22 protein-coding genes are annotated in these 26,794 nt (G+C 64.2%); 5 read left to right on the forward strand and 17 right to left on the reverse strand.

Annotated features, from left to right (window positions below):
* Positions 1-5: 5 nt before the first annotated feature.
* The 14 genes from JAB8_RS08295 to JAB8_RS08350 form a co-directional block, all read right to left on the reverse strand.
* Positions 6-1,607, reverse strand: coding sequence for a type II and III secretion system protein family protein (locus tag JAB8_RS08295; RefSeq protein WP_070289156.1), 1,602 nt, complete (start codon positions 1,605-1,607; stop codon positions 6-8).
* A gap of 22 nt (positions 1,608-1,629) precedes the next feature.
* On the reverse strand, positions 1,630-2,478 hold the full coding sequence (gene cpaB / locus JAB8_RS08300; RefSeq protein ID WP_058049598.1) for a Flp pilus assembly protein CpaB: 849 nt from the start codon (positions 2,476-2,478) through the stop codon (positions 1,630-1,632).
* Complete coding sequence (locus JAB8_RS08305) at positions 2,475-3,821, reverse strand: ATPase (RefSeq protein WP_070289157.1); 1,347 nt, start codon at positions 3,819-3,821, stop codon at positions 2,475-2,477. Before JAB8_RS08305 ends, cpaB begins: the two co-directional genes overlap by 4 nt.
* A gap of 31 nt (positions 3,822-3,852) precedes the next feature.
* Positions 3,853-4,473 carry a methyltransferase gene (locus JAB8_RS08310; protein WP_070222435.1) on the reverse strand — a complete coding sequence of 207 codons (621 nt, stop codon included), beginning with the start codon at positions 4,471-4,473 and terminating at the stop codon, positions 3,853-3,855.
* Positions 4,474-4,513: 40 nt separating this feature from the next.
* The gene (locus JAB8_RS08315) at positions 4,514-5,101 is read right to left on the reverse strand and encodes an A24 family peptidase (protein WP_217494210.1); all 588 of its coding nucleotides are present in this window, start codon (positions 5,099-5,101) and stop codon (positions 4,514-4,516) included.
* Positions 5,098-6,168, reverse strand: a complete 1,071-nt coding sequence (locus JAB8_RS08320; RefSeq protein ID WP_070289158.1) for a phosphatase PAP2 family protein — start codon at positions 6,166-6,168, stop codon at positions 5,098-5,100. Before JAB8_RS08320 ends, JAB8_RS08315 begins: the two co-directional genes overlap by 4 nt.
* Complete coding sequence (locus JAB8_RS28060) at positions 6,165-6,338, reverse strand: Flp family type IVb pilin (RefSeq protein WP_071654391.1); 174 nt, start codon at positions 6,336-6,338, stop codon at positions 6,165-6,167. The genes JAB8_RS08320 and JAB8_RS28060 overlap by 4 nt, the downstream gene beginning before the upstream one ends.
* A 94-nt stretch (positions 6,339-6,432) precedes the next feature.
* The gene (locus tag JAB8_RS08325) at positions 6,433-6,606 is read right to left on the reverse strand and encodes a Flp family type IVb pilin (RefSeq protein WP_070222439.1); all 174 of its coding nucleotides are present in this window, start codon (positions 6,604-6,606) and stop codon (positions 6,433-6,435) included.
* Between the two features lie 75 nt (positions 6,607-6,681).
* A complete protein-coding gene (locus JAB8_RS29460; protein ID WP_157814672.1) occupies positions 6,682-6,828 on the reverse strand; it encodes a hypothetical protein in 147 nt (48 codons plus the stop codon).
* A 252-nt stretch (positions 6,829-7,080) separates the two neighbouring features.
* Entirely contained in the window at positions 7,081-7,782 is a 702-nt protein-coding gene (locus JAB8_RS08330; protein ID WP_070222441.1) for a response regulator transcription factor, read from the reverse strand.
* Positions 7,779-9,446, reverse strand: coding sequence for a histidine kinase (locus JAB8_RS08335; RefSeq protein ID WP_139142972.1), 1,668 nt, complete (start codon positions 9,444-9,446; stop codon positions 7,779-7,781). Before JAB8_RS08335 ends, JAB8_RS08330 begins: the two co-directional genes overlap by 4 nt.
* Positions 9,447-9,595: 149 nt before the next feature.
* Positions 9,596-10,555 carry a GGDEF domain-containing protein gene (locus JAB8_RS08340; protein WP_070289169.1) on the reverse strand — a complete coding sequence of 320 codons (960 nt, stop codon included), beginning with the start codon at positions 10,553-10,555 and terminating at the stop codon, positions 9,596-9,598.
* Between the two features lie 5 nt (positions 10,556-10,560).
* Positions 10,561-11,187, reverse strand: a complete 627-nt coding sequence (locus tag JAB8_RS08345; protein ID WP_070222465.1) for a chemotaxis protein CheC — start codon at positions 11,185-11,187, stop codon at positions 10,561-10,563.
* Positions 11,188-11,189: 2 nt separating this feature from the next.
* Positions 11,190-11,558: a response regulator gene (locus JAB8_RS08350; RefSeq protein WP_070222443.1), complete on the reverse strand. Its 369-nt coding sequence runs from the start codon at positions 11,556-11,558 to the stop codon at positions 11,190-11,192.
* A 208-nt stretch (positions 11,559-11,766) separates the two neighbouring features.
* On the opposite strand from JAB8_RS08350, the gene rpiA reads away from it, so the two are divergent.
* The gene (gene rpiA / locus JAB8_RS08355; RefSeq protein ID WP_070289159.1) at positions 11,767-12,444 is read left to right on the forward strand and encodes a ribose-5-phosphate isomerase RpiA; all 678 of its coding nucleotides are present in this window, start codon (positions 11,767-11,769) and stop codon (positions 12,442-12,444) included.
* 20 nt (positions 12,445-12,464) lie between these two features.
* Here rpiA and JAB8_RS08360 read toward each other — a convergent pair whose 3' ends face one another.
* A complete protein-coding gene (locus tag JAB8_RS08360) occupies positions 12,465-13,028 on the reverse strand; it encodes a DUF6622 family protein (RefSeq protein ID WP_254679473.1) in 564 nt (187 codons plus the stop codon).
* Positions 13,029-13,199: 171 nt separating this feature from the next.
* A complete protein-coding gene (locus JAB8_RS08365) occupies positions 13,200-13,472 on the reverse strand; it encodes an oxidative damage protection protein (protein WP_034750797.1) in 273 nt (90 codons plus the stop codon).
* 219 nt (positions 13,473-13,691) lie between these two features.
* On the opposite strand from JAB8_RS08365, the gene kdsA reads away from it, so the two are divergent.
* The 3 genes from kdsA to JAB8_RS08380 all read left to right on the forward strand — a co-directional run bounded on the left by kdsA (position 13,692) and on the right by JAB8_RS08380 (position 20,998).
* Entirely contained in the window at positions 13,692-14,537 is an 846-nt protein-coding gene (kdsA, locus tag JAB8_RS08370; RefSeq protein ID WP_034750794.1) for a 3-deoxy-8-phosphooctulonate synthase, read from the forward strand.
* A 239-nt stretch (positions 14,538-14,776) separates the two neighbouring features.
* Positions 14,777-19,252: a YDG domain-containing protein gene (locus JAB8_RS08375; protein WP_071654392.1), complete on the forward strand. Its 4,476-nt coding sequence runs from the start codon at positions 14,777-14,779 to the stop codon at positions 19,250-19,252.
* The gene (locus JAB8_RS08380) at positions 19,253-20,998 is read left to right on the forward strand and encodes a ShlB/FhaC/HecB family hemolysin secretion/activation protein (protein ID WP_071654393.1); all 1,746 of its coding nucleotides are present in this window, start codon (positions 19,253-19,255) and stop codon (positions 20,996-20,998) included.
* A 73-nt stretch (positions 20,999-21,071) separates the two neighbouring features.
* Here JAB8_RS08380 and argA read toward each other — a convergent pair whose 3' ends face one another.
* A complete protein-coding gene (gene argA / locus JAB8_RS08385; protein ID WP_046685875.1) occupies positions 21,072-22,382 on the reverse strand; it encodes an amino-acid N-acetyltransferase in 1,311 nt (436 codons plus the stop codon).
* A 56-nt stretch (positions 22,383-22,438) separates the two neighbouring features.
* Between argA and hrpA the strand changes: the two genes are divergently transcribed.
* Complete coding sequence (hrpA, locus tag JAB8_RS08390; protein WP_071654394.1) at positions 22,439-26,635, forward strand: ATP-dependent RNA helicase HrpA; 4,197 nt, start codon at positions 22,439-22,441, stop codon at positions 26,633-26,635.
* Positions 26,636-26,794 lie beyond the last annotated feature (159 nt).

Consider the following 26,794-nt stretch of genomic DNA (forward strand, 5'->3'; position numbering starts at 1 on the left):
TTCTCCTATTTGAGGTCGAAGCCGGCGGCGGACTGGGGCGCGGCCGCTTGCGGCTGCATGGGCGCTGCCGGCGCTGCGGGGGCGGCAGCAGGAGTGGGCGCGCTGCCTTCCATTTTTCCCTGCATGAACATGTCGCCGCGCGTCGGCTGGATGTAGCCGTCGGTGGGCAGCTTGTAGTCGGCCGGCAGCGGCTTGACCAGGTGCGGCGTGATGATGAAGACCAGTTCCGAGCGGTCCGTCTGGAAGTCCGTGCTGCGGAACAGGGCGCCCAGCACGGGCACTTCGCCCAGGCCTGGCAGGGCCTTGATATTGCTGGTCACGTTGTTCTTGATCAGGCCGCCGATGGCGAAGCTCTGGCCGTCGAACAGCTGCACCGTGGTGGTGGCGCGCCGCGTCGTGAACGAGGGCAGGATGGCCGTGGCCGAGATGCCGGTGGCGGTGATGCCGATGCCGTCCTTGTTCAGGTCCGACACTTCCGGCGCCACCTTCAGGTTGATGCGCCCCCCATCGAGCACGGTGGGCGTGAATTTCACGGCCACGCCGAATTCCTTCTCTTCCAGGGTGATGGTGGGCACGCCGTTATTGTTGCTCTGGCTGACGGGGATGAAGATTTTGCCGCCGGCCAGGAAGCTGGCCTCCTGGCCGCTGATGGCCATGATGTTCGGTTCGGCCAGCACCTTGATCAGACCATCGCGTTTTTGCGCGTCGAGGTTGAAGAAGTTGTTCTTGCTGGCGCCGCTCAAGCCGCTGGGATTGTTGCTGAGAAGGCTGGACAGCAGCGAATACGACCAGCTGCCGATGGTCTTGTTGATGCCCAGACTGGCGCCCAGCTGGTCGACCAGCACCTTCGACACTTCGGCCACCTTCACTTCCAGCATCACCTGCTGCGGCGCGGCGATCGACAGCAGGTTGATCACGCGCGGTGCGGCCGCATCGGGCGTGGCGGCGGGAGCGGCAGCGGCGGCGCCCGCGCCTGCGGCTGGCGCGGCGCCGGAGCTGGCCGCGCCGCTGCGGGCGCTGCGCTGTACATAGGCGTTGGCCAGCGACAGGGCCTGGTCGGCCTTGACGACGTCGCTGACCATGCCCGACAGGATCAGGGTGTCGCCCGCCACCGTGACGTGGATTTTTTCGTTCGGCAGCAGTTCGGCCATGCGTGCCTGCAGGCTGCTGCTGTCGATGCCGACGGCCAGGTCGATGATGGTGGCGTCATTGCTCTTGTTCCACAGGATCAGGTTGGTGGTGCCGACGGAACGCCCCAGCAGGTACACCTCGTTGGGATTGAGCAGGATGACGTCGGCGATGCGCGGGTCGCCGACGGACATGCGGCTGGCGGCGAACGGCAGGCGCATCAGGGTCGACTTGCCTTCGGCCAGGCTCATTTGCGGCGCCATCTCGGTGCGGCCGGCGCGCGATTCGCTTTGCGGCGGCGTGGCCCTGGGCCGGGCGGCGGCCCGGCTGCTCCTGGCGGCGCCCGTGTCGGTGCCGGCGGCGGTGGCGGCAGCGGCGACGGGTTCGCCGCGTGCCTGGGGCGCCAGGGCGCCGATCATGGCGAGGGCAAGCGCCAGGCTCAGTACCCGGCTTCCGCTTGCTGTGCAATATGTGCTCATGGCGTGACTCCTCTGATGCAGGTTAGAATTGTTGGGAGCTGCGTTCCAGCCCCTTGATGACATCGACGCGTGGACCGGCCTGAGGCGCGGGTGCGGCGGCGGGACGGCGGCGTGGCAGCGGCTTGGCTTGCACCATGGCGGCGGGGGCGGCCATGGCGACCTTTTCATCGAGCAAGCTGGACTTGGTGGCGCCTTCCGTGTTGACGGGCTTGTCCTCGATCTGGTTGCGCAGCACCAGCGACAGGGTGCCCACGCTGCGCGCCAGGTCGAGTTTTTCAGCCTGATCCGGCGTCAGCTCCAGGGTCACGGCGTTGACCACCTTGGGCTTGGTGTCGTCGCGGCTCGATTCCTGGGCGATGGCCAGCACGAGGATGCGTTCGAGCACGATCTTGGAAATGTTCGGATCGCGGTCCGGCGTCTTGCGGGCCCCTTCGCCCTGGGTGTTGACGAGGATGTCGACGAAGTTGCCGGGCAGGGCGAAGCCGGCCACGCCCACCACGTCGTTGACGCGCACGGTCATGGCGCGCTTGCCCTCGGCGACGACGGCCGACAGGCCCCCTTGCGTGCCGGGAGGCGCCAGCTTGCCTTCCATGATCGGTTCGCCGTGCTGGATGCTGGTGCGCGTGACGCGCGTTTCCAGCAGTTTCGGATCGTTGATGGCACCGGGCGGCAGCGCGTTCGATGGCCAGTCGACCATGCGCACCATGTCGGGCGTCAGGCGCGCGCCCAGGCTGATGTCGACCTGGGCCACGGCCACCTTGTTGATGTTGCCCGAGGCTTGGGCATTGATCCAGCGCGCGGCCACGATGACCGCGGCGAACGCCAGGATGACCGCAATGGCCATCATCGTCAGAGCGCGTGCGTTTCTCATTTTGCTTCCCCTTTGTGCTGGACCGCTGCCGGTCCGGTGTGTGTGCTTGCGAGGTCGTTATCGCTGCCGAAATAGTTTTGCCATGCCCAGAACAGGACTTCCGGAGACAGTTGCGCCGGGTGGTCTTCATAACGCGCCTGGTCGCAGACCTGCGCGAGGATGTCGCGCGGATAGCAGGCGAGCAAGGGCCGCTTGTAGAGGCTATGCAGGTGCAGCAGGTAGGTGTAGGAGGCTTCGTCGAAATTGATGCCCAGCTGGGCGCAGGTGCTGCGGAACACGGCCAGGTAGTGGTAGGCGCTCAGGGGACCCACATGGATCTTGTAGCCGATGCGGCGCAGGAAGGAATCGTCGGCCAGCTGCTGCGGCGCCAGGTTCGACGAGAACACGACGATGACGTCGAAGGGCACGGGGAATTTGTAGCCCGTGTGCAGCGACAGGTAATCGATGTGGCGCGCCATCGGCACGATCCAGCGGTTCATCAGTTCCACGGGCGAGCAGCGCTGGCGGCCCAGGTCGTCGATGATGAAGATGCCGTTGTTGGCCTTCAGGTGCGGCGGCGCCTGGTACAGGCGGGTGCCCTGGTCGAATTGCAGGTCCAGCATGTCGAGCGTCAGCTCGCCGCCCGTCAGCACGGCGGGGCGTTCGGCGCGCACCCAGCGCGGGTCGGATGGCACGCGGCCTTTGCTTGACAGGGTGTGCAGCATGGGGTCGAGGAAGGGCAGCACTTCGCCGTCGACCATCACGGCATGGGGCAGGGCGATGGCGCCGCTGAGCAAGCCGTTCAGGCGCTCGGCCAGGTAGCTCTTGCCGCTGCCGGCGGGGCCGTGAAAGAACAGGGCGCGTCCGGAATTCATCGCTGCGCCCAGCTGGTCGAGCACGGCCGAACTGGCCACCACGTCGCGAAATTCGCGCTGCACGTCGTCGCGCGTGACATGCATGTCGGCCACGCTTTGCGCCAGCACCTGGTTGCTGTAATCGGCCAGGGTGACGGGGGCGGGACCGCTGTAGGCGTTGCGGCGCATGTATTCGGCGGCGCGCAGGCGGCCCTGGTCGCCCAGCAGGTAATACAGGTCGGCGTCGGTGCCGCTGCCGCCGTTGCGGCGCGCTTCGCACAGCTTTTCGGCGCGCATGAATGTGAGCAGCGGTTCGAGCACGCCGGCGCCCAGTTTCACGTGCGTCGACAGGGCGGGCAGGCCGATCTGGCCGCGCAGGAAGAGTATCTTGACCAGCAGTTCGACCAGGAACAGGAAGGGCAATCCCGTTTCCTCGACCGTGCGTGGCGCGCGCTTGGCCGCCGGTTCGGCGCCGCCGCCGTCGCTGCGTTCTGGATAGGTGTCAGGCATGATGGATACTCCTCGCTCGGATGGCCGGATATCAGAAGATGAAGGGCAGCAGGCGGTACTTCACCTGGCGCATGTAGACGCGGTAGCGCACGTCGGCGGACAGGAAACGCTCTTCGCGCAGCAGGCGCATCACCATCATGCCCATCGTCGCGACATAGATGACGGTGTTGGCGGGCGAAGTGTTGGCCAGCAGGTAGCCGCTCAGGGAAATCAGGTAGCTGGCATACAGCGGATGGCGTATCACGCGGTAGACGCCGCCCGTCTTGATCTCGCGCTGCGCCGCCACCAGGCCGAAGCTGCGGTTCAGCGACAGCAGGCCGGCGATCTGCAGCAGGCTGCCGACGGCCAGCAGGTAGCGCGCGCCGGGCCAGATGGCCATGTCGGCGGGGGACAGTAGGAAGGGCGCGAAGGTGGCGCCGATGGCCAGCAGCCAGTCGCCCGCATCGGTGGAGACGCTGACGGGGGCCGAACGCACGATGAAGAACAGGGCGGCCAGGGTTTCGGCGGCGCAGAACAGCAGATAGCTCCAGTCGCCGCTGTGCAGGAATCCCACCACGTGGGCGCTGGCAAAGAACGTCCACAGGCAAGCCATGGCGATGCTGGTGAACAGGCTGGCGTGGCGCGAGTGGCAGAGGGTGGCGAGGGTGTCCATGGTCAGGTCCTATGGTGGCTGGTCGTCGGAGCGGCGCGTTTCAGCGCAGGCTCCACAGGTGGGTGTATTGCAGGAAGACCTGCAAGCCGGTGCCGCTGGCAATGGCGAAGGCGTAGGCCAGCTTGCCGGTGGCTGGCGGCGGTTCGGCGATCGTGGCGGCGCCGCCGGCCAGGCTGTGCAGCAGCGCGCCCAGCATCATGTGCCAGGTATTTTTCAGCACCTGGCGCAGGCGCTGGCCGGCCAGCGCGGCGGCCAGGGCCAGCACGCCGCCGCACAGGAAGGTCAGCAGGGCCGCTTCGAGCACGGCGTCGGGACCGAGGAAGGCGCCGCACATGGCCATCAGCTTGACGTCGCCGGCGCCCAGGGCGCGCAGCAGGTACATGGGCAGCAGCAGGGCCAGTCCGGCGGCGGCGCCGGCCAGCGCCTGCAGCAGTCCCAGGCCGCCGAAGGAGGCGTCGAACAGGCCGGCGCCCGATGGCACGAAGCCGTTGAGGATCAAGCCCGCCAGCGTGCCCCACAACACCAGCCGGTTCGGGATGCGGCGCGTGCGCAGGTCGTGCCACAGGGCGCTGGCGAGCAGGGTGGCCAGCACGGCCAGGCACAGCAGCATGGGCAGGTGGGCGTTCATGACGTCAGTCCTTCCTTGCTCATGCAGGGCGCCGTGGCCATGTGCATGGCCGGTGCCGCGGCCTGGCTGCCCAGCAGCCGTCCCACCAGGCGCCACACCAGCGCCGCGCCGGCCGCACCCACATAGCCGTCGAGCGCATAGTGCCAGCCCAGGTGGATGGAGCCGAGCAGGATCAGCACGGCGAAGGCGGACAGGGCGATCCCTGCGGCGCGGCTGACCTTCCAGCCCATGATGGCCATCAGCACGGCGGTGGCCACATGCATGCTGGGCATGGCGGAGATCCCCAGTTCGCCGTTCGCGCCCTTGCTTTGATAGCCTTGCCACAGCATCTCCTGCACCTGCAGGGCCCAGACGGGAACGTGCTGGTTGGCGTCATGCAGGTAGGCCATCAGCGGCGCATACGGATCGCTGGCGTGCAGGTGGCCGTAGTAGCAGGGACCGACCGAGGCAAACAGCACGGCCAGGATGCTGCCCAGGGCGATCCAGGTCAGCGCAAAGCTGAGCAGGAACTGCATGCGCAGCAGCGGGCGGCGCGTGTCGAGGATCAGCCAGTACAGGATGGCGTAGAACAGGAAGAACCAGAAGTGGTAGCTGAAGTTGAGCAAGCCCGTGACGAGCGGGTGGCCCAGCAGCGGCTGCAGCCTTTCCCATGGGGCCATGCCGCCATGCAGCGCCATGTCCCAGGCGGACAGGGTGGCATCCCAGGTGTAGGGATGCAGGCGCGGAATGGCGCCCTTGAAGACGGTGAAGCTGGAGGCGAAGACGGGAATCAGCAGCATGGCTGGCAGCGCGTGCAGCAGTCGTTCGTTGCTCAGGTAGCGGCGCAGATCGTGGTACAGATAGTGGCACAGGCGGTGCGGGCGTTTCATCACCATGACGTGGATGGTGTAACCGCACAGGATGAAGACGGGACCCGTGAGGATGGCCACGAAGAAGCCGGCCAGCACGTTGAGGATCTCCGATGCGCTGGGCAGGCCGCCGGCCAGCAAGGTCGCGGCGGCGGCGTACAGCAGCACGATCAGCAGCAGGGCGCGGTGGGTGTGCAGCGAGGCGCGCAGGGTGTTCATGACAGGGCCAGGACCACTTGGTCCTTGACGTAGACAAACAGCAGCTTGACCTGGTCGCCCAGCACGGTGATCGTGACCACCAGCACTGCCGCGATCAGGCCCGCCAGCAACGCGTATTCGATCGCTGTAACGGCGGACTCGTCGGATAAACGGCTGAAGAGAGATTTCACGATGGGCCTCGCTAGGCGGTATCAAGGTGGGCGTGCCGGAAATATGGGGAAGCGTAGTCCGGGCTGGCGCTGGGCCGGCCCGGACGGCACCGCGTCAGGCATTGGCGGTGGTCAGCTTGGTGCCGATGGTGCTGAAGGTTTTTTTCAGCTGCGTGCCGACGATGGTGATGGCGGCGATGATCACCACGGCGATCAGGGCGGCGATCAGGCCATATTCGATTGCGGTGACGCCATCTTCTTCGCGGATAAAGTTTTTGATGAGGTTCATGACAACTCCTGGTGGTGGTTAAGCTACGACGGTGGGTAAAACGGCATGGCGGTGTTGCTTCCTGTTGCTACGCTCTCATGGGCTTTCGCCCAGTGCGAGCAGTCCGATGATGCACACCACCGCCATGAGGGCCGCCACCAGGGCATAGCGGTAGAACGCAGCCTTTTCCTTGCCCTGCAAATAGGTGATCAGGGCTGTCGGAAGAAACTTGTCAAGGCGCATGCTGTGCTCCGTGTCGTGGTGGGCCGCGCGGTGATTTGCACTCCGGTAAATCCACTATAGAAGTTGGCACCTTGATCTACATCAGAAGAACATCCTTTTATTGCAAGGAGGAATTGCTTGTTTTTTTCGTGACAATTGTCATGGTCGAGTCTGGCGTGCGAGCGCGCGGGCGCAGGCAGCGCCGGTGGCTGGCGAAGGGGGCGGCGGAGGGAGTGCGCGGCCGGGCAGTGGCCGTGCCGGGGGACAGCGGCGTCAGGCGCCGGGCGGCAATTGGCCCAGCTGGTGCTTGGTGGCGTAGGCGTACAGTTCCAGGCGGTTGTATACGCCCAGCTTGCGGTAGATCGACGTCAGGTGGTTGCGCAGGGTGTGTTCGGAGATGAACAGCTGGTCCGCCAGCAGCTTGGCCGGCGTGCCGCTGCCGTGCACCAGCGCGGCGATGATCTTTCTTTCCTTGAGGGTCAGGCTGGCGATGGCGATGGCTTGCGCCGAGCCGCCGCCGGGCTGGGTCAGCTGCGTCAGCATGCGTCCCAGCATCGCGTGTTCCAGCCACAGCTCGCCCTGGTATACCTTTTCGATGGCCTTCAGCACCATCTCCGCCGGCGCATCCTTGCTGACGATGCCGCGCGCGCCTTTCAGCACCGTCTGGTCCAGGACGGCCTGGTCGTGGCTGGCCGTCAGCACCAGCACGCGCGTGCTGCCGCACTGCGCCAGCGCGGGCAGGATGGCCAGCGAGCTGATGCCGCCCAGGTCCAGGTCCAGCACGATCACATCCGGTTGCAGCGCCTTCGCCTGCTCCAGCGCCTCGGCGCTGTCGGACGCCGTGGCGACCACGCGCATGCCCGAGTGCTCGCCGCCGATCAGCCGCTCCAGGCCCCACAGCATGGTCTTGTGATCGTCCACCAGCATGACGCTGATGACATGGCTGGCCGGGGGCGTGTAGCGTAAGTCGTTCATATGGGGATCTCGATCTGCACGGAGGTGTTGCCCAGCATGCCATGCGTGACGCGGGCCGTGCCACCCAGGGCGGCTGCCCGTTCGGCCAGCGAGTCGGGCAGAAAATCGGGGACGTGCGCGGCCGCGCATTCGTTGTCGATGCTGATGTGCAGCGCGCCCTGCACGCAGGTCAGCTTGACGGCGCCGTGGCGCGCCGACGTATGCTTGCGGATATTGCTCATGCCTTCGTTGACGATCTGGAACACCTCGGCCGCCAGGCGGTCGTTGATGTGCAGGTCGCCTTCGATTTGCAGGGCGATGTCGATGCCATAGAATTCGCGGATCTGCGTGGCCTGGCGGCGCAGCGCGACCAGCAGTTCCGGCTCGCTTTGCACCTGGCCGTTCTTGAACGTGCGCGCGTAGCTGCGCAGGTCGGCGATCACCTGGCCCGACATGATGATCAGTTTTTCCAGTTCGGGCAGCAGCGGGTTGCCGGGCGTGGCTTCGTTGCGCAGGGCGGCCAGGCCGTGGCGCAGGCCGATATACGGCTGCACGGCCGTGTCATGCAGGTCGCGGGCGATCTTTTCGCGCTCGCGCGAGGCCGCCTGCGACGCCAGGCGGTCGAGCAGGTCGATGTTTTCAATGACGGGAAACGCCTGCGCGCCGATATGACTGAGAAACAGGGCGTCCGTCTTGCTCATGCTGGTGGCGGAGACGATGAAGATGCGGCCCTTGCCATTGCGCAGGGGCAGCGGTGCGCTGATGAAGGCGTGCGCTTCGAGCAGCTCGGCCAGGCGGTCGCCTGCCGCGTCGTCGTGCCGCAGCCAGCGTCCGCTGTCGGGATCGAGCATGCGCGCGCCGCCTGTCCACGGCAGCCAGCGGCCGGCGGGCTGGTTGTACAAGGCGATTTTATCGTGCGGGAAAGCGAGCAGGGGACTGGCCGCGTCATCGCTGAGGAGCGAGCTGGTGTGCACGACGCCCGTTGCCGTTTGCAGCACGCTGCGCAGCGACCAGACCCGCGTGCCCTTGTCCTGCATGATCAGCAGGCAGCTGCGGCCGTTGAAATAACTGCGGGTTTTTTCCAGCACGGAGGTAATGGTCTGGTCGACGCCAAAGCGCGGATTGGACAGCTGGCTGACATCGCGCAGCAGCGCCAGGTGGCTGCGCTGCGTGATGGCCGAACCGCCCCAGTAGGCGATCATGTAGCCGAGCGCCAGCAGGAAGGTGGTACGCAGCAGCAGGCGCGACAGCTCCGCATCCGATTCGCCGAACAGGGCCGTGGCGGCGAACAGGCCGGCCGAGGCCAGGGTCACGCGCGCGCCTTCCTCGAAGCCCCGCTGGAACGACGAGGTCAGGATGGCAAAGAAAAAAAACAGGAAGAATAAATTGTTGTGGCTGCTGGTGGAAAACACGATCAGCGCATACCAGGCCACGTCGAGCCAGTACAGCAAGATGTCCTGGGGCAGGCTGAAGCCCAGCACGGCCAGCACATAGAGCAGCAGGCTGTGCATGGTGTAGGCGGAAAAGATCAGCCAGGTAATCTTGCTCAGCTTGCCGGCGCTTTCGGGGTCGATGAACAGGGTCAGCAAGGTGGCGCTCGACAGCAGCAGGCGCATGCCGTTGACCATGGTCGTATCCATGCCGGCACCCGGCAAGCCGGATCTGAGGGGAGGATCGAGATTCACAAGCGCTCCTGGCCATGTCCCGCATGGTGAGCCATGCGCAGGGATAGATACCACAGATAAATTCTTGTTATTGTTGCTGCAATCAATGACGAGTCTACGCACACGCCATAAAGATGTCTACTGGAATCCTTTGCCCTGCGTTGCTTTTTTTACAGCGGCTGCACCATCACGCGGTTGCGCCCGGCGCCCTTGGCCAGGTACAGGGCGCGGTCGGCGGCGCCGATCAGGGCGGAGATGGTCGGCTGCTGCTGCGGGTGCTGGGTGGCGATGCCGATGCTGACCGTGATGTGCTTGACCTCATTGCCCGTCTTGGCATGCGGAATGCGCAGTCCGGCCGCGTGCTGGCGGATTACCTCGGCCATGCGCAGCGCCTGCGCCGCGTCCGTGTCGGGCAGGATGGCGGCAAATTCCTCGCCGCCATAGCGCGCCAGCAAGTCTGTGGGGCGCTGCAGGATGGCGGCCAGTTCGGCCGCGACGCGGATCAGGCAATCATCACCTTGCTGGTGGCCGTAATGGTCGTTGTAGTCCTTGAAGTGATCGATATCGATCATCAGCAGCGACAGGGGGCTGCCCGTGCGCATGGCGCGCCGCATTTCCTTCTCGATCGCCACGTCGAAGTGGCGGCGGTTGGCGATGCCCGTCAAGCCATCGGCAAAGGTTTGCGAACGCAAGACCATGGTCTGTTCGCGCAGCAGCTTTTCGCGGCCCACGGCGATGGTGACATCATTGATCTGGATCAGGCAGTGGCGCGGCGAATCGGGCAAATTGATCGGCGTGACGGCGATCGCCTGCTGCATGCGCTCCCGGCCTTCGGCCGCGCCATGCGTGTACAGGGGAAACGGCGCCTTGTGCAGGGTTTGCGACAGCAGCGACTGGAAATTGTCGCGCAGGGCCTGGGTGATGGCCGAATCGATGCGCTTGTGGCGCAGTTCCGGATAGACGGTGAAGAAATCCTGGCCCAGCACGGCGTCGGCCTGGCATGCCGAGTGGCGCGCCATCCAGTGGTTCCACAGCACGATGCGGTGCTGCTCGTCGAGCACGATGGCGCCCAGGTTGACGGCGCCGAGTATGCTCTCGAGCAGGGCGAGTCGGTGTAAGGCATCGGGCATGATCGTCACGCCTGTCCCAGGACCTTGGCCAGATAGTGGCTGACCTGCTGCTTCAGGTCGTGCAGGGCGGACAGGTCGAGCACGAATGCCACATAACCGTGGATCTGGTGCTTGGACAGCACGAAGTCGATATGCAGCATCAGTACGACGGCCTCGTCATCGTGGCCGCCGAACGAAGACAGGATTTCCGCGCTGGTGCCCACGTGGTACAGGGGCAGCGAGCCATGCAGTTCGCTGTCGAACAGGTTGGCCAAAGTCCCTACGCAGGAATTGAGGATGATGTTGCCGATTTCGCTCATCGCTTCCTGTTCCATCTCCGTCAGTTCCTGCAGCGGCATGGCGTCGCCCACCATCAGGCGCACGATTTCCAGGCTTTTATCTTCCGGGAACATCAGGATGGCTTCGGTGGCGAAGGCGCCATCGTAATGCTGGCTGACGCCGCAGATGCGTTCGCCATCCTTCTTGCTGCCCAGCAGGGCAGCCGCATCGGCACGGTTCAGGAAAGTGATCGACGGCACCGACATGGTGACCTCTTCATTGACGATCTCGCTCATCGCGGCGGCCGCATGGCCCACCCCGATGTTGAATATCTCCACGAGGGCATCGTTTTCCAGTTCGGAGAGATTGACCATGCTCACAGTCCCAGTGACTCGATCAGCTGGTGGATGCGGGTTTCCGTGATCGGTTTTTCCATGAAGCCGACACGAAGTTCGATGGCGCGGTTGCGGATGGCGTTTTGCACGTTCGCCGTGACGAGAACGATGTGCGTTTGGGGGCACAGCGCGCGCAATTGTTCCGCCGCCGCCACACCGCCCATGCCGGGCATGTTGACATCCAGTAATATCAGAACAGGGCTGACAGTCTTGACTTTTTCCAGGGCTTCCTCACCCGTCGCCGCCTCAATCACTTGCCAGTCGGCATGTTTGCTGAGGATGAACTGATGCGACATCAGACGTGAAACCCGGCTGTCATCGACAACAAGTACCTGCTTACTGTGATTCATGTGCTATTCCTGAAACGTCATATCGGTCAATCGTTCCATTTTCGCATATTTTAGAGGGCATAGAGAGTAATTGGCTGGGCAATTGCCTTGGGGCAAGTCTTTTCCACTTGCCTGTTGTATCCCGTCGCCAGGTCCGTCATCATGGCCGGCTGGCCGGGCCGGCAATCCGTTAAAATAGCGGCATTCCTCACTTTAGCCTTTTTTTGCCATGACCCAAGACGAATTGAAGCAAGCCGTAGCCCGCGCCGCCATTAACTATGTGGTGGACGGTGAAATCATCGGTGTCGGCACCGGTTCCACCGCCAACTTTTTCATCGATGAACTGGCCAAGATCAAGGACCGCATCAAGGGGACGGTCGCGTCGTCCGAAGCGACGGCCGCGCGCCTGGCCGGTCATGGCATTCCCGTCTTCGACCTGAACGACGTCGAGTCGATCGCCGTCTACATCGATGGCGCCGATGAAATCACGGCCAGCGGCGCCATGATCAAGGGCGGCGGCGCGGCATTGACGCGCGAAAAGATCGTCGCGTCCGTCGCGAAACAGTTCGTCTGCATCGCTGACGGTTCGAAGCTCGTCGAGACCCTCGGTGCCTTCCCGCTGCCGGTGGAAGTGGTGCCGATGGCGCGCGCCGCCGTCTCGCGCCAGCTGGCCGCGCTGGGCGGCACGCCACGCTTGCGCCTGAAGCCTGGCAGCACGGAAGCCTTCATCACCGACAACGGCGGCGAGATCATCGACGTGCTGGGCTTGCAGATCGCCGACCCGGTGGCGCTGGAACAGCAGATCAACCAGATCGTCGGCGTCATCGCCGTCGGCCTGTTCGCTGTGCGCGGCGCGAATGTCTGCCTGCTGGGCATGCCGGAAGGCGTGCGTACCTTGGCGTACTGATACGCAGCAGAAATCCGGGGTCAGTCACTACTTGATCGGAATGCGCCCCACTGGGGCGTATTCCCCCGCCGGGTCTGACCCCAGCCTTCCGTTTGCACCGCCCGGTACACGGCCACGGTGCGCAGCAAGCCGCCGAGGAAGATGCCGCTGAAGCAGCCATAGGCGAGGCAGACAGGCACGATGAAGCCGGTCGCATGGGCGTAGGCCGGCGCGATGGCCAGGGTCACGGCCACCGCATATTTCATGCAGAAAATGCTCATCATCAGCATCAACGGCACCCAGCTGCCGGGGCGCTGCACGCTGGTCCGTTCGGGTATGGCGACGATCTTGCGCGCATCGACCAGCGTCCAGGCCAGTGCCGCGCCGGCCAGGGCGCCGGCGGCCCAGGCGAACGGCGCCACGCCGGCCAGGCCGAAACTGCCCTGCACGCCGCTCAGCGACAGGGCCAGCATGACCAGGGGAATGATGCACAGCTTGCGCAAGGTCACTTCGCGTGCGCGGCTGGCCAGCACGCCCCGGTAGACGAGCAAGCCCAGGATGGCCCAGACGTAGAGGGGAGTGTGGCTGAAGATGTGCTGCAACATGGTGTCCGCCTTTGGAGTGAGGTTGTCGATGGACGTACTGTGCCAGCGGGCGGCATGGGCGGCGAGCGGTGTGCGACGAAACGGGGAGGCGGTGCCGTGAAACGGCGGAGGAGGGCGTGAAACGCAGGTGAAACTGCCCGTGACGCGGCGGTCACGGGCAAGCGATAAAACTTATTCCGTTGGCGGCACGTAGCCCATGGCGGCATCGGCGCCATCGCCGAAGAAATGCTTTTCCATCTGCGTGGCCAGGTATTTGCGGGCGCGCGCGTCGGCCAGGTTCAAACGGTTTTCATTGACCAGCATGGTCTGGTGCTTGAGCCAGGCGGCCCATGCTTCCTTCGACACGGATTCGTAAATCTTCTTGCCCAGTTCGCCCGGGTACGGCGGGAAATCCAGTCCTTCGGCTTCCTTGTTGAGTTTGATGCAGTGGATCGTGCGGGCCATCTGTGCTCCTGAATCAGTGTAGAGATAAAGCGTGATTATAAGGCACTTTGCGCCTGCCCTCGCGGGGTCGTCGCGGCCTGGCGACACGCCGTTTGCCGCGCCCTTGCGCTGGATCAAATTTGATCTGCGCCGCCCTAGCTAGTAAGATGCCTTATCGCGCCAGCCGCTGGCTGCGCCTCTTCCAAGCAAGTAGTAACAATTAACCAATATGGAATCCCTATGACCTCAGTGAAAGTCCATGGCATCGATGTCAGCAATACCGGCAGCTTCGCGCTGTTTGGCGGCATCAACGTGCTCGAATCGCGTGATCTTGCCATGCGCGCCTGCGAAGAATATGTGCGCGTCACGCAAAAACTGGGCATTCCCTATGTGTTCAAGGCCAGCTTCGACAAGGCCAACCGTTCCTCGATCCATTCCTACCGGGGACCGGGCCTGGAAGAAGGCATGCGCATCTTCCAGGACGTCAAGGCGGCGTTCGGCGTACCCGTGATTACCGACGTGCATGAGCCATGGCAGGCGCAGCAGGTGGCCGAAGTGGTCGACGTGCTGCAATTGCCCGCCTTCCTGGCGCGCCAGACGGACCTCGTCGTGGCGCTGGCGAAAACGGGTAAAGTGATCAACATCAAGAAGCCGCAATTCCTCAGCCCAGGCCAGATGGCCAATATCGTCGAGAAATTCAAGGAAGCGGGCAACGACCAGTTGATCTTGTGCGACCGCGGCACTTGCCTCGGCTACGACAATCTGGTGGTCGACATGCTGGGTTTTGGCGTCATGAAAAAGACCTGCGACGACCTGCCCATCATCTTCGACGTCACCCACGCCCTGCAGCAGCGCGATCCCGGCGGCGCCGCTTCGGGCGGCCGCCGCCAGCAGGTGGCCGACCTGGCCCGCGCCGGCCTGGCCGTCGGCATCGCCGGCCTGTTCCTGGAAGCCCATCCGGACCCGGACAATGCCCGCTGCGACGGCCCCAGCGCCTTGCCGCTGGACCAGCTGGAGCCGTTCCTGGCGCAGTTGAAGGCGCTCGACGATCTGGTCAAGTCGTTTGCGCCGCTGAATATCAAGTAACTAGTCACTAGCAGCTGTTTTTCGCGCGTTCTGTGAGCAAAAACACCACCGGTTCCGGTGGTGTTTTTTTTTGCCTGCAGCGGCTGCGGGTGCTGTTGTCTGGCATGCGTGTTGTGTTAACGCCCGATGGGGAGAATTTGTCGAAATTGCTTACTTGCAGCATTTTATAATGCCATTAATTGCTTTTGCCGAAAAGTCCTGGCAAGCCCCGATGTCATCACGTCAGATCGGAACATCACATGAATCGAATTCATCGCACGGTATGGAACCGCCGCCGCAACGCGGTCATGGTCGTGGCAGAACATGCCGGCAGCGGGGGCAAGCGCTCCGGCACCACAGGGACGCTGCTGGCCAGCGTGCTGACCGGCGTGATGCTGGGCGGCGCGGCGCAGGCGGCGGACCTTGCCGCCACGGCCTTGCCCAGCGGCGCCGTGGTGACGGCGGGACAGGCGCACGTCGGCCAGCAGGGCGCGGCCATGACCGTAACCCAGGCCAGCGGCAAGGCGGCCATCGAGTGGAACAGTTTTTCGATCGGCAAGGATGCCAGGGTCAATTTCGTGCAGCCGAATGCCGCCGCCGTGACCTTGAACCGGGTCCGGGGCAATGAAGGCTCGGTCATCGACGGCGCGCTGCATGCGAATGGCCAGGTGTTCATTTTGAATCCGAATGGCGTGCTGTTCGGCAAGGGCGCCAGAGTCGATACGGCGGGCCTGGTAGCGAGCACGCTCAATCTCGGCGATGCCGATTTTCTGGCAGGCAAGACCAGTTTCACCGGCAAGGGCGGCGCCGTCCGCAATCTGGGCAGTCTGAACGCCAGGGATGGCGGCTACATCGCGTTATTGGGCGCGCAAGTGCGCAATGACGGCGTGATCAGCGCCAGGCTGGGGACGGTGGCGCTGGCGGCCGGCAACAAGGTCAGCCTGACTTTCGATGGCGGCGCGCTGGTGGGCGTGGCCGTCGATGAGGCGGCGCTGGCCGCGCTGGTCGCCAATGGCAACGCCGTGCACGCCGATGGCGGCCTGGTGGTGCTGACGGCGAAAGGCGCCGACGGTCTGTTGAGTACCGTCGTCAACAACACGGGCGAAGTGCGCGCGCGCACCATCAACGAGCGCGGCGGGCGGATTTTCCTGCTGGGCGAAGGCGGCGCCGTGGAAGTGGCCGGCAAGCTCGATGCCAGCGCGCCGCAGGGCGGCAATGGCGGCTTCATCGAAACCTCGGGGCCGGTGCTGCGCGTGGCTGACGGCACGCGCGTCGACAGCAGCGCCGTTGCGGGCCGCAGCGGCTCCTGGCTGATCGATCCCACCGATTTCACGATCGGCAGCGGCAGCGCCGCGCAAGGCGCGAGCGGCATCGGCGTCGATACCCTGCAAGCGGCGCTGGCTGCCGGCAATGTCACGATTCAGACCCAGGCGGCCGGCAGCGAAGCGGGCGATATCCACGTCAACGCGCCGCTGGCCTGGAACGCCAACCAGCTGACCCTGGAAGCGCACGGCGACATCAATGTCAACGCCGTCATGAGCGCCACCGGCAGTTCGACCTTGAACCTGAAAACAGGCTACAACTTCAATCCCGGCAGCCCGACGTTTAACACGAGCAAGAATGTGCTGGTGGGTATCGATGACGCCGGCGTCTTCAAGGGCCGCATCGATGTCGACCGCGCCGGTACGGGGTTGCTGACGATTAATAACATCGGCTATACCCTGATCAATGCATTGGGCAGCGCCGGCAGCACCAGCAGTCTCGATTTGCAGGGCATCAACGGCGGCGCCGGCGGCCACTATGCACTGGCCGGCAATATCGACGCCAGCGCCACCAGCGGCTGGAACGGCGGCGCCGGCTTCGCTCCCGTATCCCTCTCCGGTGTGTTCGACGGCCTGGGTCATACCGTCAGCGGCTTGCGCATTATCCAGCCGTCCGGCACGTATGTTGGCCTGTTTGGCAGCAACAACGGGCGGGTGCGCAACGTGGCGATGTCGAATGCGGTGGTCAGCGCCAATCAGGGCGTGGGGGCGTTGATCGGATTGAACATGGGCAGCGTTTACAACAGCTACGCCGCGGGCAGCGTGACGGGGCCGGGCGGTTACGTGGGCGGCCTGATCGGTGCGATCTTCGATGGCACGCTCACCCGCCTGCATTTCGACGGCACGGTCAATTCGCAGGGCAATAACATCGGCGGACTGACCGGTTACCTGGCGTACCAGATCACCCTGGCCAACAGCTATGCCAACGCCACGGTGACGAACACGGCCGGCACCTGGACTGGCGGCCTGGTCGGGCAAAACGATTACGGCTACATCGTCGACAGCCATGCCGGCGGCAGCGTCATTGGCAAGGGCGACACGGGCGGTCTGGTCGGCAATAACAACAGCGGCAGAGTCACCGGCAGCTACGCCACCGCCACCGTGACCGGCACCACGAATACGGGCGGCCTGGTCGGCAACAACAATAACGGCAAGGTCAGCGGCAGCTACGCCAGCGGCGCCGTCACCGGCACGAGCACGGTGGGCGGCTTGATCGGCCGAAGTAGCGCCGCCGGCGGCACCGCCACGCCGGATAATGAAGTCAATACCAGTTATACGAGCGGTACCGTCAATGCCAGCGGCGACAATGTCGGCGGCCTGATTGGCTTAAATTATGGCAACAACGTCGTCAATACCTATTCCCGCAGCGCCGTCAGTACCAGCGGCAATTATGTGGGCGGTTTGATCGGCAACAACCTGGGCACCGTCGACAAGAGCTACTCGACCGGCCTCGTGAGCAGCCCGGGCGCTGGCGTGGGCGGTTTGATGGGCGTCAGCATCGGCGGCGTCAGCAACAGTTTCTGGGATACACAGACCAGCGGGCAGAACAGCAGTGGCGACGGCACGGGCAAGACCACGGCGCAAATGAAAGATAGCAATACATTTATCACCAGCAGCTGGGATTTCACCTTCCACAGCGGAGTATGGGGACGCAAGGCAACGCTCAATGACGGCTATCCCGTCTTGCGCACGTTTGGCTACGTCGATCCGATCACCATCACGCTGAACAATCCAGCCTTGACGAAAACCTATGGCGGGGCCAATCCGGTCCTGACAGGCGGCTGGACGGTGAGCGGCTGCGACAACAACCTGGCATGCGTGAGCGGCGTCGACTGGAGTGCGGCCTTGCTGCCCACCACCTCCGTCGGCACGCTCAATTACGGCGCCAGCCTGTTCACGCCGACCCTGGGCGCCGGCTATGGCAAGTTGAGCGATTATGACATCACCTACAGCACGGGTACCCTGTCGATCACGCCGGCCGTGCTGACCATTGCCGGCATCGGCGCCGCCAACAAGACGTATGACCGCACGAACGCGGCCAGCATCAATGCCGGCACCCTGGTGGGCCTTGTGAATGGCGAAAACCTGTCGCTGTCGGCCAGCGGCACCTTCGACAGCGCCAACGCCGGCGCCCGCACGGTGGCGGCCAGCTTGCTGGTGGGCGACGGCAGCGGCGCCAACGCGGGCCTGGCCAGCAATTACATCCTGTCCACGCCGACCGTCAATTTGGCGGCGACCATCCATGCGCTGGAAGTGCATCTCGCCAGCCTGGGCGGCAAGGAATACGACGCGACCGACAAGCTGAACGCCAGCTTGCTGCAGATCACGAATGTGCTCGGTGGCGACACCGTCAACCTGAGCGGCACAGCTACCCTGGCGTCGCGCAACGCCGGTACGCAGGCGCTGGCAGGCTATGCGGACCTTGTGCTGGACAACAGCAACTACACGTTCGCGCCAGCCAGCCTGGGCGCCAGCGTGCTGGTGACGCCGCGCGCGGTCAGCGTGAATGCGGCTGGCGGCGCCACGCGTCGCTACGATGGCAGCGTGAATGCGGCCGCCGGCCTGCTGAACCTGGCTGGCGTGCTGGCGGGCGATAGCGCCAGCCTGAGCGGCAATGCGCTACTGGCAGGCAAGAATGTCGGTACGCAATCCATCAGCGGCCTGGGTACCTTGAGCCTGGACAATGCCAATTACACCTTGAGCGGCGTGCTGCCTGCCGGCAGCGTGGCCATCACGGCCTTGCCCGTCAATGTGGCGGCAGTCTCTGGCGCGAGCCGGGCGTTTGACGATACTGCGGATGCGGCCGCCAATTTGCTGGCCTTGAACGGCGTGCTGGCCGGCGACAGCGCTGTGCTGGGCGGCAAGGCGACGCTGTCTTCCAAGGAGGCGGGCAAGCAATCCATCGTCGGCTTGTCGGGCTTGACTGTGTCCAACAGCAATTACACGCTGGCCGGCGCGAATGCCAGCGGCACCGTGGAGATCCTCCCGCTGGAAGCGGAAACGCCGGAAGCGCCAAAGGCGAGCCTGGCCAGCACCATAGGCGAGGTTTCCCGGACCAGCGTTCCCAGCAAGCGCGAGGTCTTGCGCGATGCCGGCCTGTCGTTGCAAAGCGACTTGATCCCGTTCGTTTCCGTGCCACCCACCGTGAATAGCAGTGCCGTGCCACTGGGCGCCGCCTTTGGCGCGAATGCGCCGCTGAGCGTGCTGTACAGTCCCGGCGCGAACGAGATGAGCGAAAGTCTTACCCTGGCGCAAACCCAGCGCTTGCTGCAGCCAGCCGGCGCCCAAGGCAATGGCGGATCGCAGCCATTGCGCTTGCCCGTCAGCCGCAATTCCCTGATGGAGATCGTCAATGGCGGCGTCAAGTTGCCCGATGGCGTGGACCAGTTGCTGTTTGTCGTGAAGGCCCAATAAATGAGCATGCTTATCCGTACCTCCATCGTCCCCACCGCCCGCCGGGCGGCCTGCAAACGCACGGCCATGTCGCTGGCGCTGGGCCTGGCCTTGGGCGCGACCGCCATGGCGCAGGCCCAGCAGGTACCGACCATCGGCGACGTCGTGCGCCAGAGCCAGCCGGTGCCGCCGCCGGTGACGCCGCCGCCGTCCCTGCCTGCGCTGGGCGGCGTGCCGGCCGCGCCACCGCTGCAGGCCTTGACCGGCGATGCCGCCAGCAAGGTCAGGGTGACGCAGTTCGTGCTGGAGGGCAACCACGCCATTGACAGCGCCACTCTGCTGGCGCTGCTGCAGCCGGAGCTGGGCCGGACGCTGACCCTGGCCCAGCTCGAAGAGATGGCCACCCGTATCACGCGCCATTACCGTGCCGCCGGCTACTTTGTGGCGCGCGCCTATATCCCGGCGCAGGAATTGACTGATGGCAAGTTGATCATTCGCGTGGTGGAAGGTCAATACGGAAAATTTATCCTCAGCAATACTTCGCGCGTGCACGATAGCGTGGTGCAAGGCTTGCTGGACCAGGCCAGGCGGCACGATGTCGTGTCCCTCGATACCCTGGAGCGGGCGATGTTGATCATCAATGACACGCCTGGCGTCAAGGTGGTGCAGGCCGACGTGATGCCGGGCGAGCAGGTCGGCACCTCGGATTTTGCCATCCGTACCGAGGCCACGCCCGCCTGGGGCGGCTACGTGTTGCTGGATAACTATGGCTCTACGTACACGGGCAAGCAGCGCCTGCGTTTCAATGCCGACTGGAATTCGCCCAGCGGCCGCGGCGACCGCCTGTCGGCCAGCGGCATGGCCACGCGCAACAGTGGCTTGCTGAATGGCCGTCTTGGCTATTCGATGTTGCTGGGCACGGACGGCGCCCGCCTCGAAGGGGCGCTCAGCCGCACTACCTATGAACTCAGCGATGTGTATGCCGCGCTTGACGCCTCTGGCAACGCCAATGGCGTGGACTTGCTCCTGAGTAAGCCGCTCAAGCGTACCCGCGAGCACACGGTGGAAGCGGGCCTGGGCGTGGCGTACAAGGATTTAAAGGATGAAATCGGTGCCACGCGCACCTCGGTGGGCAAGCAGTTGAGCAGCATCAGCGCCAGCATCGCGGACCGGCGTATGCATGCCTTGCTGGGCTGGGATGGCTTGACCCAGAGCAGCGCCAGCCTGACGGTGGGGCGCTTGCACTTCAAGGAAGCGGCTGCCGAAGCGCTCGATGCGGCCGGCGCCGATACGCAGGGCGGCTATGCCAGGCTGAATCTGGCGGCGTCGCGCGTCAGCGTGCTGCCGTCGCAATTCCTGCTGACCACCAGCGTCAAGGCGCAGGCGTCGCTGAACAATAAAAGCCTCGATGGCGTCGAGCGTATGAGCATTTCCGGCGACGGTGGCGTAGCCGCGTATCCGATCGGCGAACTCAGTGGCGACCATGCGGCGCTGCTGCGCGCCGAACTGGCCCGGCCGCTGGCGGGCGGCGGCACGGCGCAGCTGAGCGGCAGCATCTTTAGCGACTATGGCTGGGCCAGGTCTGTCGCCGCGCCGGCCGGCGTCGCCGCCTCGCGCAAGCTGGGCGATATCGGCCTGGGCCTGAGCGCCATGGCTGGCGGCATCCTGCTCAACCTGCAACTGGTGCACCGCACGGTAGGCGGGGTGCCGAGCAGTGAATCGGCATCGCGCACGCGCCTGCTGTTCCAGGCTGGCTGGGTAAGGTAAGCCGTCGGCTGCCCTTGTCTGCAATGCAAAAAGCCTGGCAATGCCAGGCTTTTTGCGTGTTCAGTGACGCCGATTACAGGGTCTTGATCAACACCTGCGACTTGCGCTGCCAGTTATACATATGCTGGCGGTCCTTCGGCAAATCGTCGACGGTGGCCGGCACGAAGCCCCGCTTCTTGAACCAGTGCGAGGTGCGCGTGGTCAGCACGAACAGTTTGTTCAGGCCGGCGGCGCGCGCGCGGTTTTCCATGTGTTTCAGGATGCGCTCGCCGTCGCCCTGGGCTTGCACTTCCGGGTTGACCGTCAAGCAGGCCATTTCCGCCATCTTTTGCGCGGGGAACGGGTACAGGGCGGCGCAGCCGAAGATCACGCCGTCATGCTCGATGACGGAGAAATAATCGATTTCGCGCTCGATCAGCTCGCGGCCCCGCTTGACCAAAGTGCCGTCCGCTTCCAGCGGCTCGATCAGCTTGATGATGCCGCCCACGTCTTCGATGGTGGCCTGGCGCAGGCTTTCCAGGTTTTCATGGCTGATCATGGTGCCCACGCCATCGTGGGTAAACAATTCCAGCAGGGCGGAACCGTCCATCGAGAAGGGCACGATGTGCGAGCGCTCGACGCCGTTGTGGCAAGCCTTGACGCAATGCTTCAGATAAAACGCCGTGGCGTCGGGCAGGAAGCCCGCCATCAGCACGGCTTCGGCCTGGTGCGACGACAGTTCGCGGATTTCCACGCCCGTGGCGTCTTCCATCATCGGCGTTTCGGTAATAAAGATCAGTTTGTCCGCGTGCAGGGCGATGGCGGCGCTGCACGCCACGTCTTCCATGGTCAGGTTGAACGCTTCGCCCGTGGGCGAGAAGCCCAGCGGCGAGAGCAGCACCAGGCCGTCCGAACCGAGGATGGAATGGATGGTTTCGGCGTCGACCTTGCGCGTGATGCCCGTCAGTTCCAGGTCCACGCCATCGATCACGCCCAGCGGGCGCGCCGTGATGAAGTTGCCGGAAATGATACGGATGGCCGCATGCGACATGGGCGTGTTCGGCAAGCCCTGGCTGAACGCGGCCTCGATATCGAGGCGCAGCTCGCCGGCGGCTTCCTTCGCGCATTCCAGCGCGGCGATGTCCGTGATGCGCACGCCGTTGTGGAAGCGGCCTTCGACGTTACGCAAGGCCAGTTGTTCCGCCACCTGCGGCCGCGAGCCGTAGACGACGGTGACATTGATGTCCAGCGCATGCAGCAGGGACAAATCATGGGCCAGCACCTGCAGCGCCCCGGCGCTGACGAGTTCACCGGGGAAGGCGACCACGAAGGTCTTGCCGCGAAAGGCGTGGATGTAGGGCGCGACGGAGCGCAGCCATTGGACGAATTGGGTAGGGTTTTCCATTAAGCGCATTATAATTCGCTGCGCGATGTGCGCGCTTAAAATACCTGTAAAAAACAATGTCTTCAGCCAGCAATAAGTCTTCCCCTCCTTCCACCGTTGCAAATGTGCCCGCCAGCGGGGGTGTTGCCACGCCTGCGCAAGGCCGATCACGCCCGCCCGTGAGCCAGCAAAGGCAGCAGCCGCCACGCGCGGAACAGCAGAAAGAGCAACAGCGACAGCAACAGCAGCAGCGCGCGCCGCGTCCGCCGCGCGAGGGGCAGGCGCCGCGCGATGACCAGGCCAGCCGCGAAAGCCGCGAGAGCCGTGACGCGGCCCGCGCCGCGCGCGAGGCGGAAAAGGCCTTCCGCAACCCGCTACCGCCGATTACGTATCCGGAAGACTTGCCCGTTTCGGGCCGGCGCGAAGAAATCGCCAAGGCCTTGGTGGAAAACCAGGTCATCATCGTCTCGGGCGAGACGGGGTCCGGCAAGACGACGCAGTTGCCGAAGATTTGCCTGGAGCTGGGACGCGGACAGAAGGGCATGATCGGTCACACGCAGCCGCGCCGGATTGCCGCCTCGTCGACGGCCAAGCGCATCGCGCAAGAACTGGGCACGCCCTTGGGCGAAACGGTGGGTTTCAAGGTGCGCTTTAACGACACCCTGAGCCGTGGCGCGTCCGTCAAGCTGATGACGGACGGTATCCTGCTGGCCGAGACGCAGACCGACCCCTTGTTGAAAAACTACGACACCATCATCATCGATGAAGCGCATGAACGCAGCCTGAACATTGACTTCCTGCTTGGTTATTTAAAGCAGCTGCTGCCGCGCCGGCCCGACCTGAAGATCATCATCACCTCGGCCACCATCGATGCGGAACGCTTCTCGCGCCATTTCGGCACGCCGGAAAAACCGGCACCCGTGATCGAAGTGTCGGGCCGTCTCTACCAGGTGGAAGTGCGCTACCGTCCCGTGGAGCGCGAGCAGGTGGCCATGCCTGGCGCAGGCAGCAATGCCGACAAGCCGGGCCAGCGCACCGCCGCCGCGCGCGAAAAGCGCGACTTGATGGATGCCGTCGTCGATGGCGTGGAAGAGCTGTGCCGCATCGGCTCGGGCGACGTGCTGGTGTTCCTGCCCGGCGAGCGCGAAATCCGCGACTGCGCCGAAGCGCTGCGCAAGCACCATCCGCCGCACGTGGAAATCCTGCCCCTGTTCGCCCGCCTGTCGGCCGAGGAGCAGGAACGCGTCTTCAAGACCAGCAATGCGCGCCGCATCGTGCTGGCCACCAACGTGGCGGAAACCTCGCTGACGGTGCCCGGCATCCGCTACGTGGTCGACGCGGGCCTGGCGCGCGTGAAACGTTACAGCTACCGCAACAAGGTCGAACAGCTGCAGGTCGAACCGATCGCCCAGTCGGCCGCCAACCAGCGCGCCGGCCGTTGCGGCCGCGTGGCCGACGGCGTGTGCATCCGTTTGTACGAAGAGCAGGATTATCTGCTGCGCCCGAAATTCACGGAGCCGGAAATCCTGCGCTCCTCGCTGGCCGCCGTCATCCTGCGCATGAAGTCCCTGCACCTGACGGACGTGGAAACCTTCCCCTTCATCGAGCCGCCGCTGGCGCGCGCCATCGCCGACGGTTACCAGCTGCTGCAGGAACTCGGTGCTGTCGATGAAGTCAATAAACTGACGCCGCTGGGCAACAAGCTGGCCAAGCTGCCGCTGGACCCGCGCGTGGGCCGCATGATCCTGGCCGCGCTCGATAACGCGTGTCTGACGGAAGTGCTGATCGTCGCCTCCGCGTTGTCGGTGCAGGACCCGCGCGACCGCCCGATGGAACACCAGCAGGCAGCCGACGAGGCGCACAAGAAGTTTGCCGATGAAAAGTCGGAGTTCCTCAGCTACCTGAAGATCTGGCGCTGGTTCGAGTCCGCCATCGAGCACAAGAAAACCAACCGCCAGCTGCAGGACAATTGCCGCACGAATTTCCTGTCGCAGATGCGCTTGCGCGAATGGCGCGACGTGCACTCGCAGCTGCTGACCATCGTCAAGGAACAGGGCTGGCGATTGAATGAGGCACCGGCCACCTATGACAATCTGCACATGGCCTTGCTGACCGGCTTGCTGGGCAATATCGGTTTCAAGGGCGAGGATGAGCCGGGCGCTGGCTACCTGGGGGCGCGCGGCATCAAGTTCCACATCTGGCCCGGTTCCTCGCTGCTGAAAAAGCCGGGCAAGTGGATCATGGCCGCCGAACTGGTCGACACGACGCGGCTGTACGCGCGCTGCGTGGCGCAGATCCAGCCCGAGTGGCTGGAAAAAGTGGGCGAGCACCTGCTGAAGAAATCGTGGGGCGAGCCGCGCTGGGAAAAACGTTCGGCGCAAGTGACGGCATCGGAACGGGCGACCTTGTACGGGCTGGTGGTGTACAGCCAGCGCCGCATCAACTACGGCAATTTCAACTTGCCGGAAGCGCGAGAGATATTCATCCGCGACGCGCTCGTCGGGGGCGACTTCGACACGCGCGCGCCATTCTTTGCGCACAACCACAAGCTGATCAAGGACATCGAAAACCTCGAGCATAAATCGCGCCGGCTGGACGTGCTGGTCGACGATGAGCTGATCGCCGCTTTCTACGACAAGCTGCTGCCGGCGGACGTGTGTAATGGCGCCGGTTTCGAGAAGTGGCACAAGGAAGCCACGCGCGAGAACCCGAAGCTGCTGTACCTGAACCGCGAAGAGCTGATGCGCCACGAAGCGGCCGGCGTGACGACGGACCTGTTCCCGAAAACCATGTCCGTGACGGGCCTGGAAATGGGACTCACGTACCACTTCGAGCCGGGCAGCGTGCGCGATGGCGTGACCTTGAGCGTGCCGCTATATGCCTTGAACCAGTTGCCGCGCGAGCGCTGCGAATGGCTGGTGCCGGGCATGCTGAAGGAAAAAGTGCATCTGTTATTAAAATCCCTGCCGCAAAAGCTGCGCCGCCACTGCGTGCCGCTGCCTGACTATGCGGCGAAATTCTGCGAGCGCGTGCATGAGGCGGGCGTGTTCGGTCGGGGCGACCTGATCGACGCCATCATCCTCGACATCCGCACGCAGATCACGATCAATGTGCTGACGACGGACTTCAAGCCGGAAACCCTGCCTGCCCATCACTTCATGAATTTCAAGGTGATCGACGAGCATGGCCGCCAACTGGACATGGGCCGCAACCTAGCCACCCTGCAGGCGGAATTCGGCGGCCAGGCGCGCCAGAGTTTCCAGAAGCTGGCCGAAGTGTCGGGCGTCTCCGGCACGGGCACGCCCGGTGCCAAGGTGGCCGGCGCGCAAGTGGCGTCGCGGCTGCAGGCACAGGGCGCTACAGTTGCAGCAGGCAAGGGCGCATCCGCCGCCGCGCCGGCGCCTCCGAACGCCACCGTCTCGCAGCACATGGGTTTGACGGCCTGGACCTTCGGCGAATTGCCGGAGCTGCTCGAAATCGTGCAGGGCAAGCTGACCTTGATCGGTTTCCCTGCCCTCGTCGACAAGGGCACGCATTGCGACCTGGAAGTGTTTGACGACCCGACCGTGGCCGCGCGTACGCACAAGGTCGGTTTGCGCCGTTTATTTGCGCTGCAAATGAAGGAGCAGATCAAGTACGTCGAGAAAAGCATCCCCGGCTTGCAGCAGATGGGCATGCAATTCATGGCCCTGGGTTCGCAGGAAGAGTTGCGCGAGCAAATCATCAACAAGGCGCTCGACATTGCTTGCTTGCAAGATCCGCTGCCGCTGGACGCCGCCTCGTTTGCCAAGCGACAGGCGGAAGGCAAGTCGCGCCTGGTCTTGCTGGTCAATGAAATCGCCCGTTTGCTGTCGCAAGTGCTGACGGAATTCCACGGCTTGCCGAAGCGGCTGCAAAATATTCCCGCAGCGGCGGCCACCGATATCCAGGCGCAGCTGCAGGGACTCGTGCATAAACGCTTCCTGACGGAAAACGAGTACACACAGCTCGCGCATTTCCCCCGTTATTTAAAAGCGATCAATGTACGCCTGGAAAAACTGCGCGCCGACCCCGCGCGCGACACCAAGTTGATGGCCGAATGGCAATCGGCCGCCGCGCCGTATTTGCGCCAGGCCAAGGACCGCCAGGCCGGCAAGAACACGGATCCGAAACTGGTCGAGTTCCGCTGGATGCTGGAAGAGTTGCGCGTGTCGCTGTTTGCGCAGGAACTGCGCACGCCGATGCCCGTGTCTGCCAAGCGTTTGCAGAAGGTGTGGGAATCGATGCAGCGGTAGGTCGGATTAGCGCGTCCGCAGGGCGCGCGTAATCTGACGTCATCGTTGGCACGGGCGATGGGGTGGTGTTGATGGTGTCAATGGTGTCAATGGGTGTCGATGGGTGTTAACGGTGTCGCTGGTGGTGTCGGATTACGCGGCTGCGCCGCTAATCCGACC

Origin of the sequence: Janthinobacterium sp. HH106, from assembly GCF_001758725.1 — a bacterium.
Lineage (GTDB): Bacteria > Pseudomonadota > Gammaproteobacteria > Burkholderiales > Burkholderiaceae_D > Janthinobacterium.

Coding starts and splice junctions, on each gene's coding strand:
- JAB8_RS08295 (WP_070289156.1), bottom strand. CDS start 1,607: ATGAGCACATATTGCACAGCAAGCGGAAGCCGGGTACTGAGCCTGGCG.
- cpaB (WP_058049598.1), bottom strand. CDS start 2,478: ATGAGAAACGCACGCGCTCTGACGATGATGGCCATTGCGGTCATCCTG.
- JAB8_RS08305 (WP_070289157.1), bottom strand. CDS start 3,821: ATGCCTGACACCTATCCAGAACGCAGCGACGGCGGCGGCGCCGAACCG.
- JAB8_RS08310 (WP_070222435.1), bottom strand. CDS start 4,473: ATGGACACCCTCGCCACCCTCTGCCACTCGCGCCACGCCAGCCTGTTC.
- JAB8_RS08315 (WP_217494210.1), bottom strand. CDS start 5,101: ATGAACGCCCACCTGCCCATGCTGCTGTGCCTGGCCGTGCTGGCCACC.
- JAB8_RS08320 (WP_070289158.1), bottom strand. CDS start 6,168: ATGAACACCCTGCGCGCCTCGCTGCACACCCACCGCGCCCTGCTGCTG.
- JAB8_RS08325 (WP_070222439.1), bottom strand. CDS start 6,606: ATGAACCTCATCAAAAACTTTATCCGCGAAGAAGATGGCGTCACCGCA.
- JAB8_RS29460 (WP_157814672.1), bottom strand. CDS start 6,828: ATGCGCCTTGACAAGTTTCTTCCGACAGCCCTGATCACCTATTTGCAG.
- JAB8_RS08330 (WP_070222441.1), bottom strand. CDS start 7,782: ATGAACGACTTACGCTACACGCCCCCGGCCAGCCATGTCATCAGCGTC.
- JAB8_RS08340 (WP_070289169.1), bottom strand. CDS start 10,555: ATGCCCGATGCCTTACACCGACTCGCCCTGCTCGAGAGCATACTCGGC.
- JAB8_RS08345 (WP_070222465.1), bottom strand. CDS start 11,187: ATGGTCAATCTCTCCGAACTGGAAAACGATGCCCTCGTGGAGATATTC.
- JAB8_RS08350 (WP_070222443.1), bottom strand. CDS start 11,558: ATGAATCACAGTAAGCAGGTACTTGTTGTCGATGACAGCCGGGTTTCA.
- rpiA (WP_070289159.1), top strand. CDS start 11,767: ATGACCCAAGACGAATTGAAGCAAGCCGTAGCCCGCGCCGCCATTAAC.
- JAB8_RS08360 (WP_254679473.1), bottom strand. CDS start 13,028: ATGTTGCAGCACATCTTCAGCCACACTCCCCTCTACGTCTGGGCCATC.
- JAB8_RS08365 (WP_034750797.1), bottom strand. CDS start 13,472: ATGGCCCGCACGATCCACTGCATCAAACTCAACAAGGAAGCCGAAGGA.
- kdsA (WP_034750794.1), top strand. CDS start 13,692: ATGACCTCAGTGAAAGTCCATGGCATCGATGTCAGCAATACCGGCAGC.
- JAB8_RS08375 (WP_071654392.1), top strand. CDS start 14,777: ATGAATCGAATTCATCGCACGGTATGGAACCGCCGCCGCAACGCGGTC.
- JAB8_RS08380 (WP_071654393.1), top strand. CDS start 19,253: ATGAGCATGCTTATCCGTACCTCCATCGTCCCCACCGCCCGCCGGGCG.
- argA (WP_046685875.1), bottom strand. CDS start 22,382: ATGGAAAACCCTACCCAATTCGTCCAATGGCTGCGCTCCGTCGCGCCC.
- hrpA (WP_071654394.1), top strand. CDS start 22,439: ATGTCTTCAGCCAGCAATAAGTCTTCCCCTCCTTCCACCGTTGCAAAT.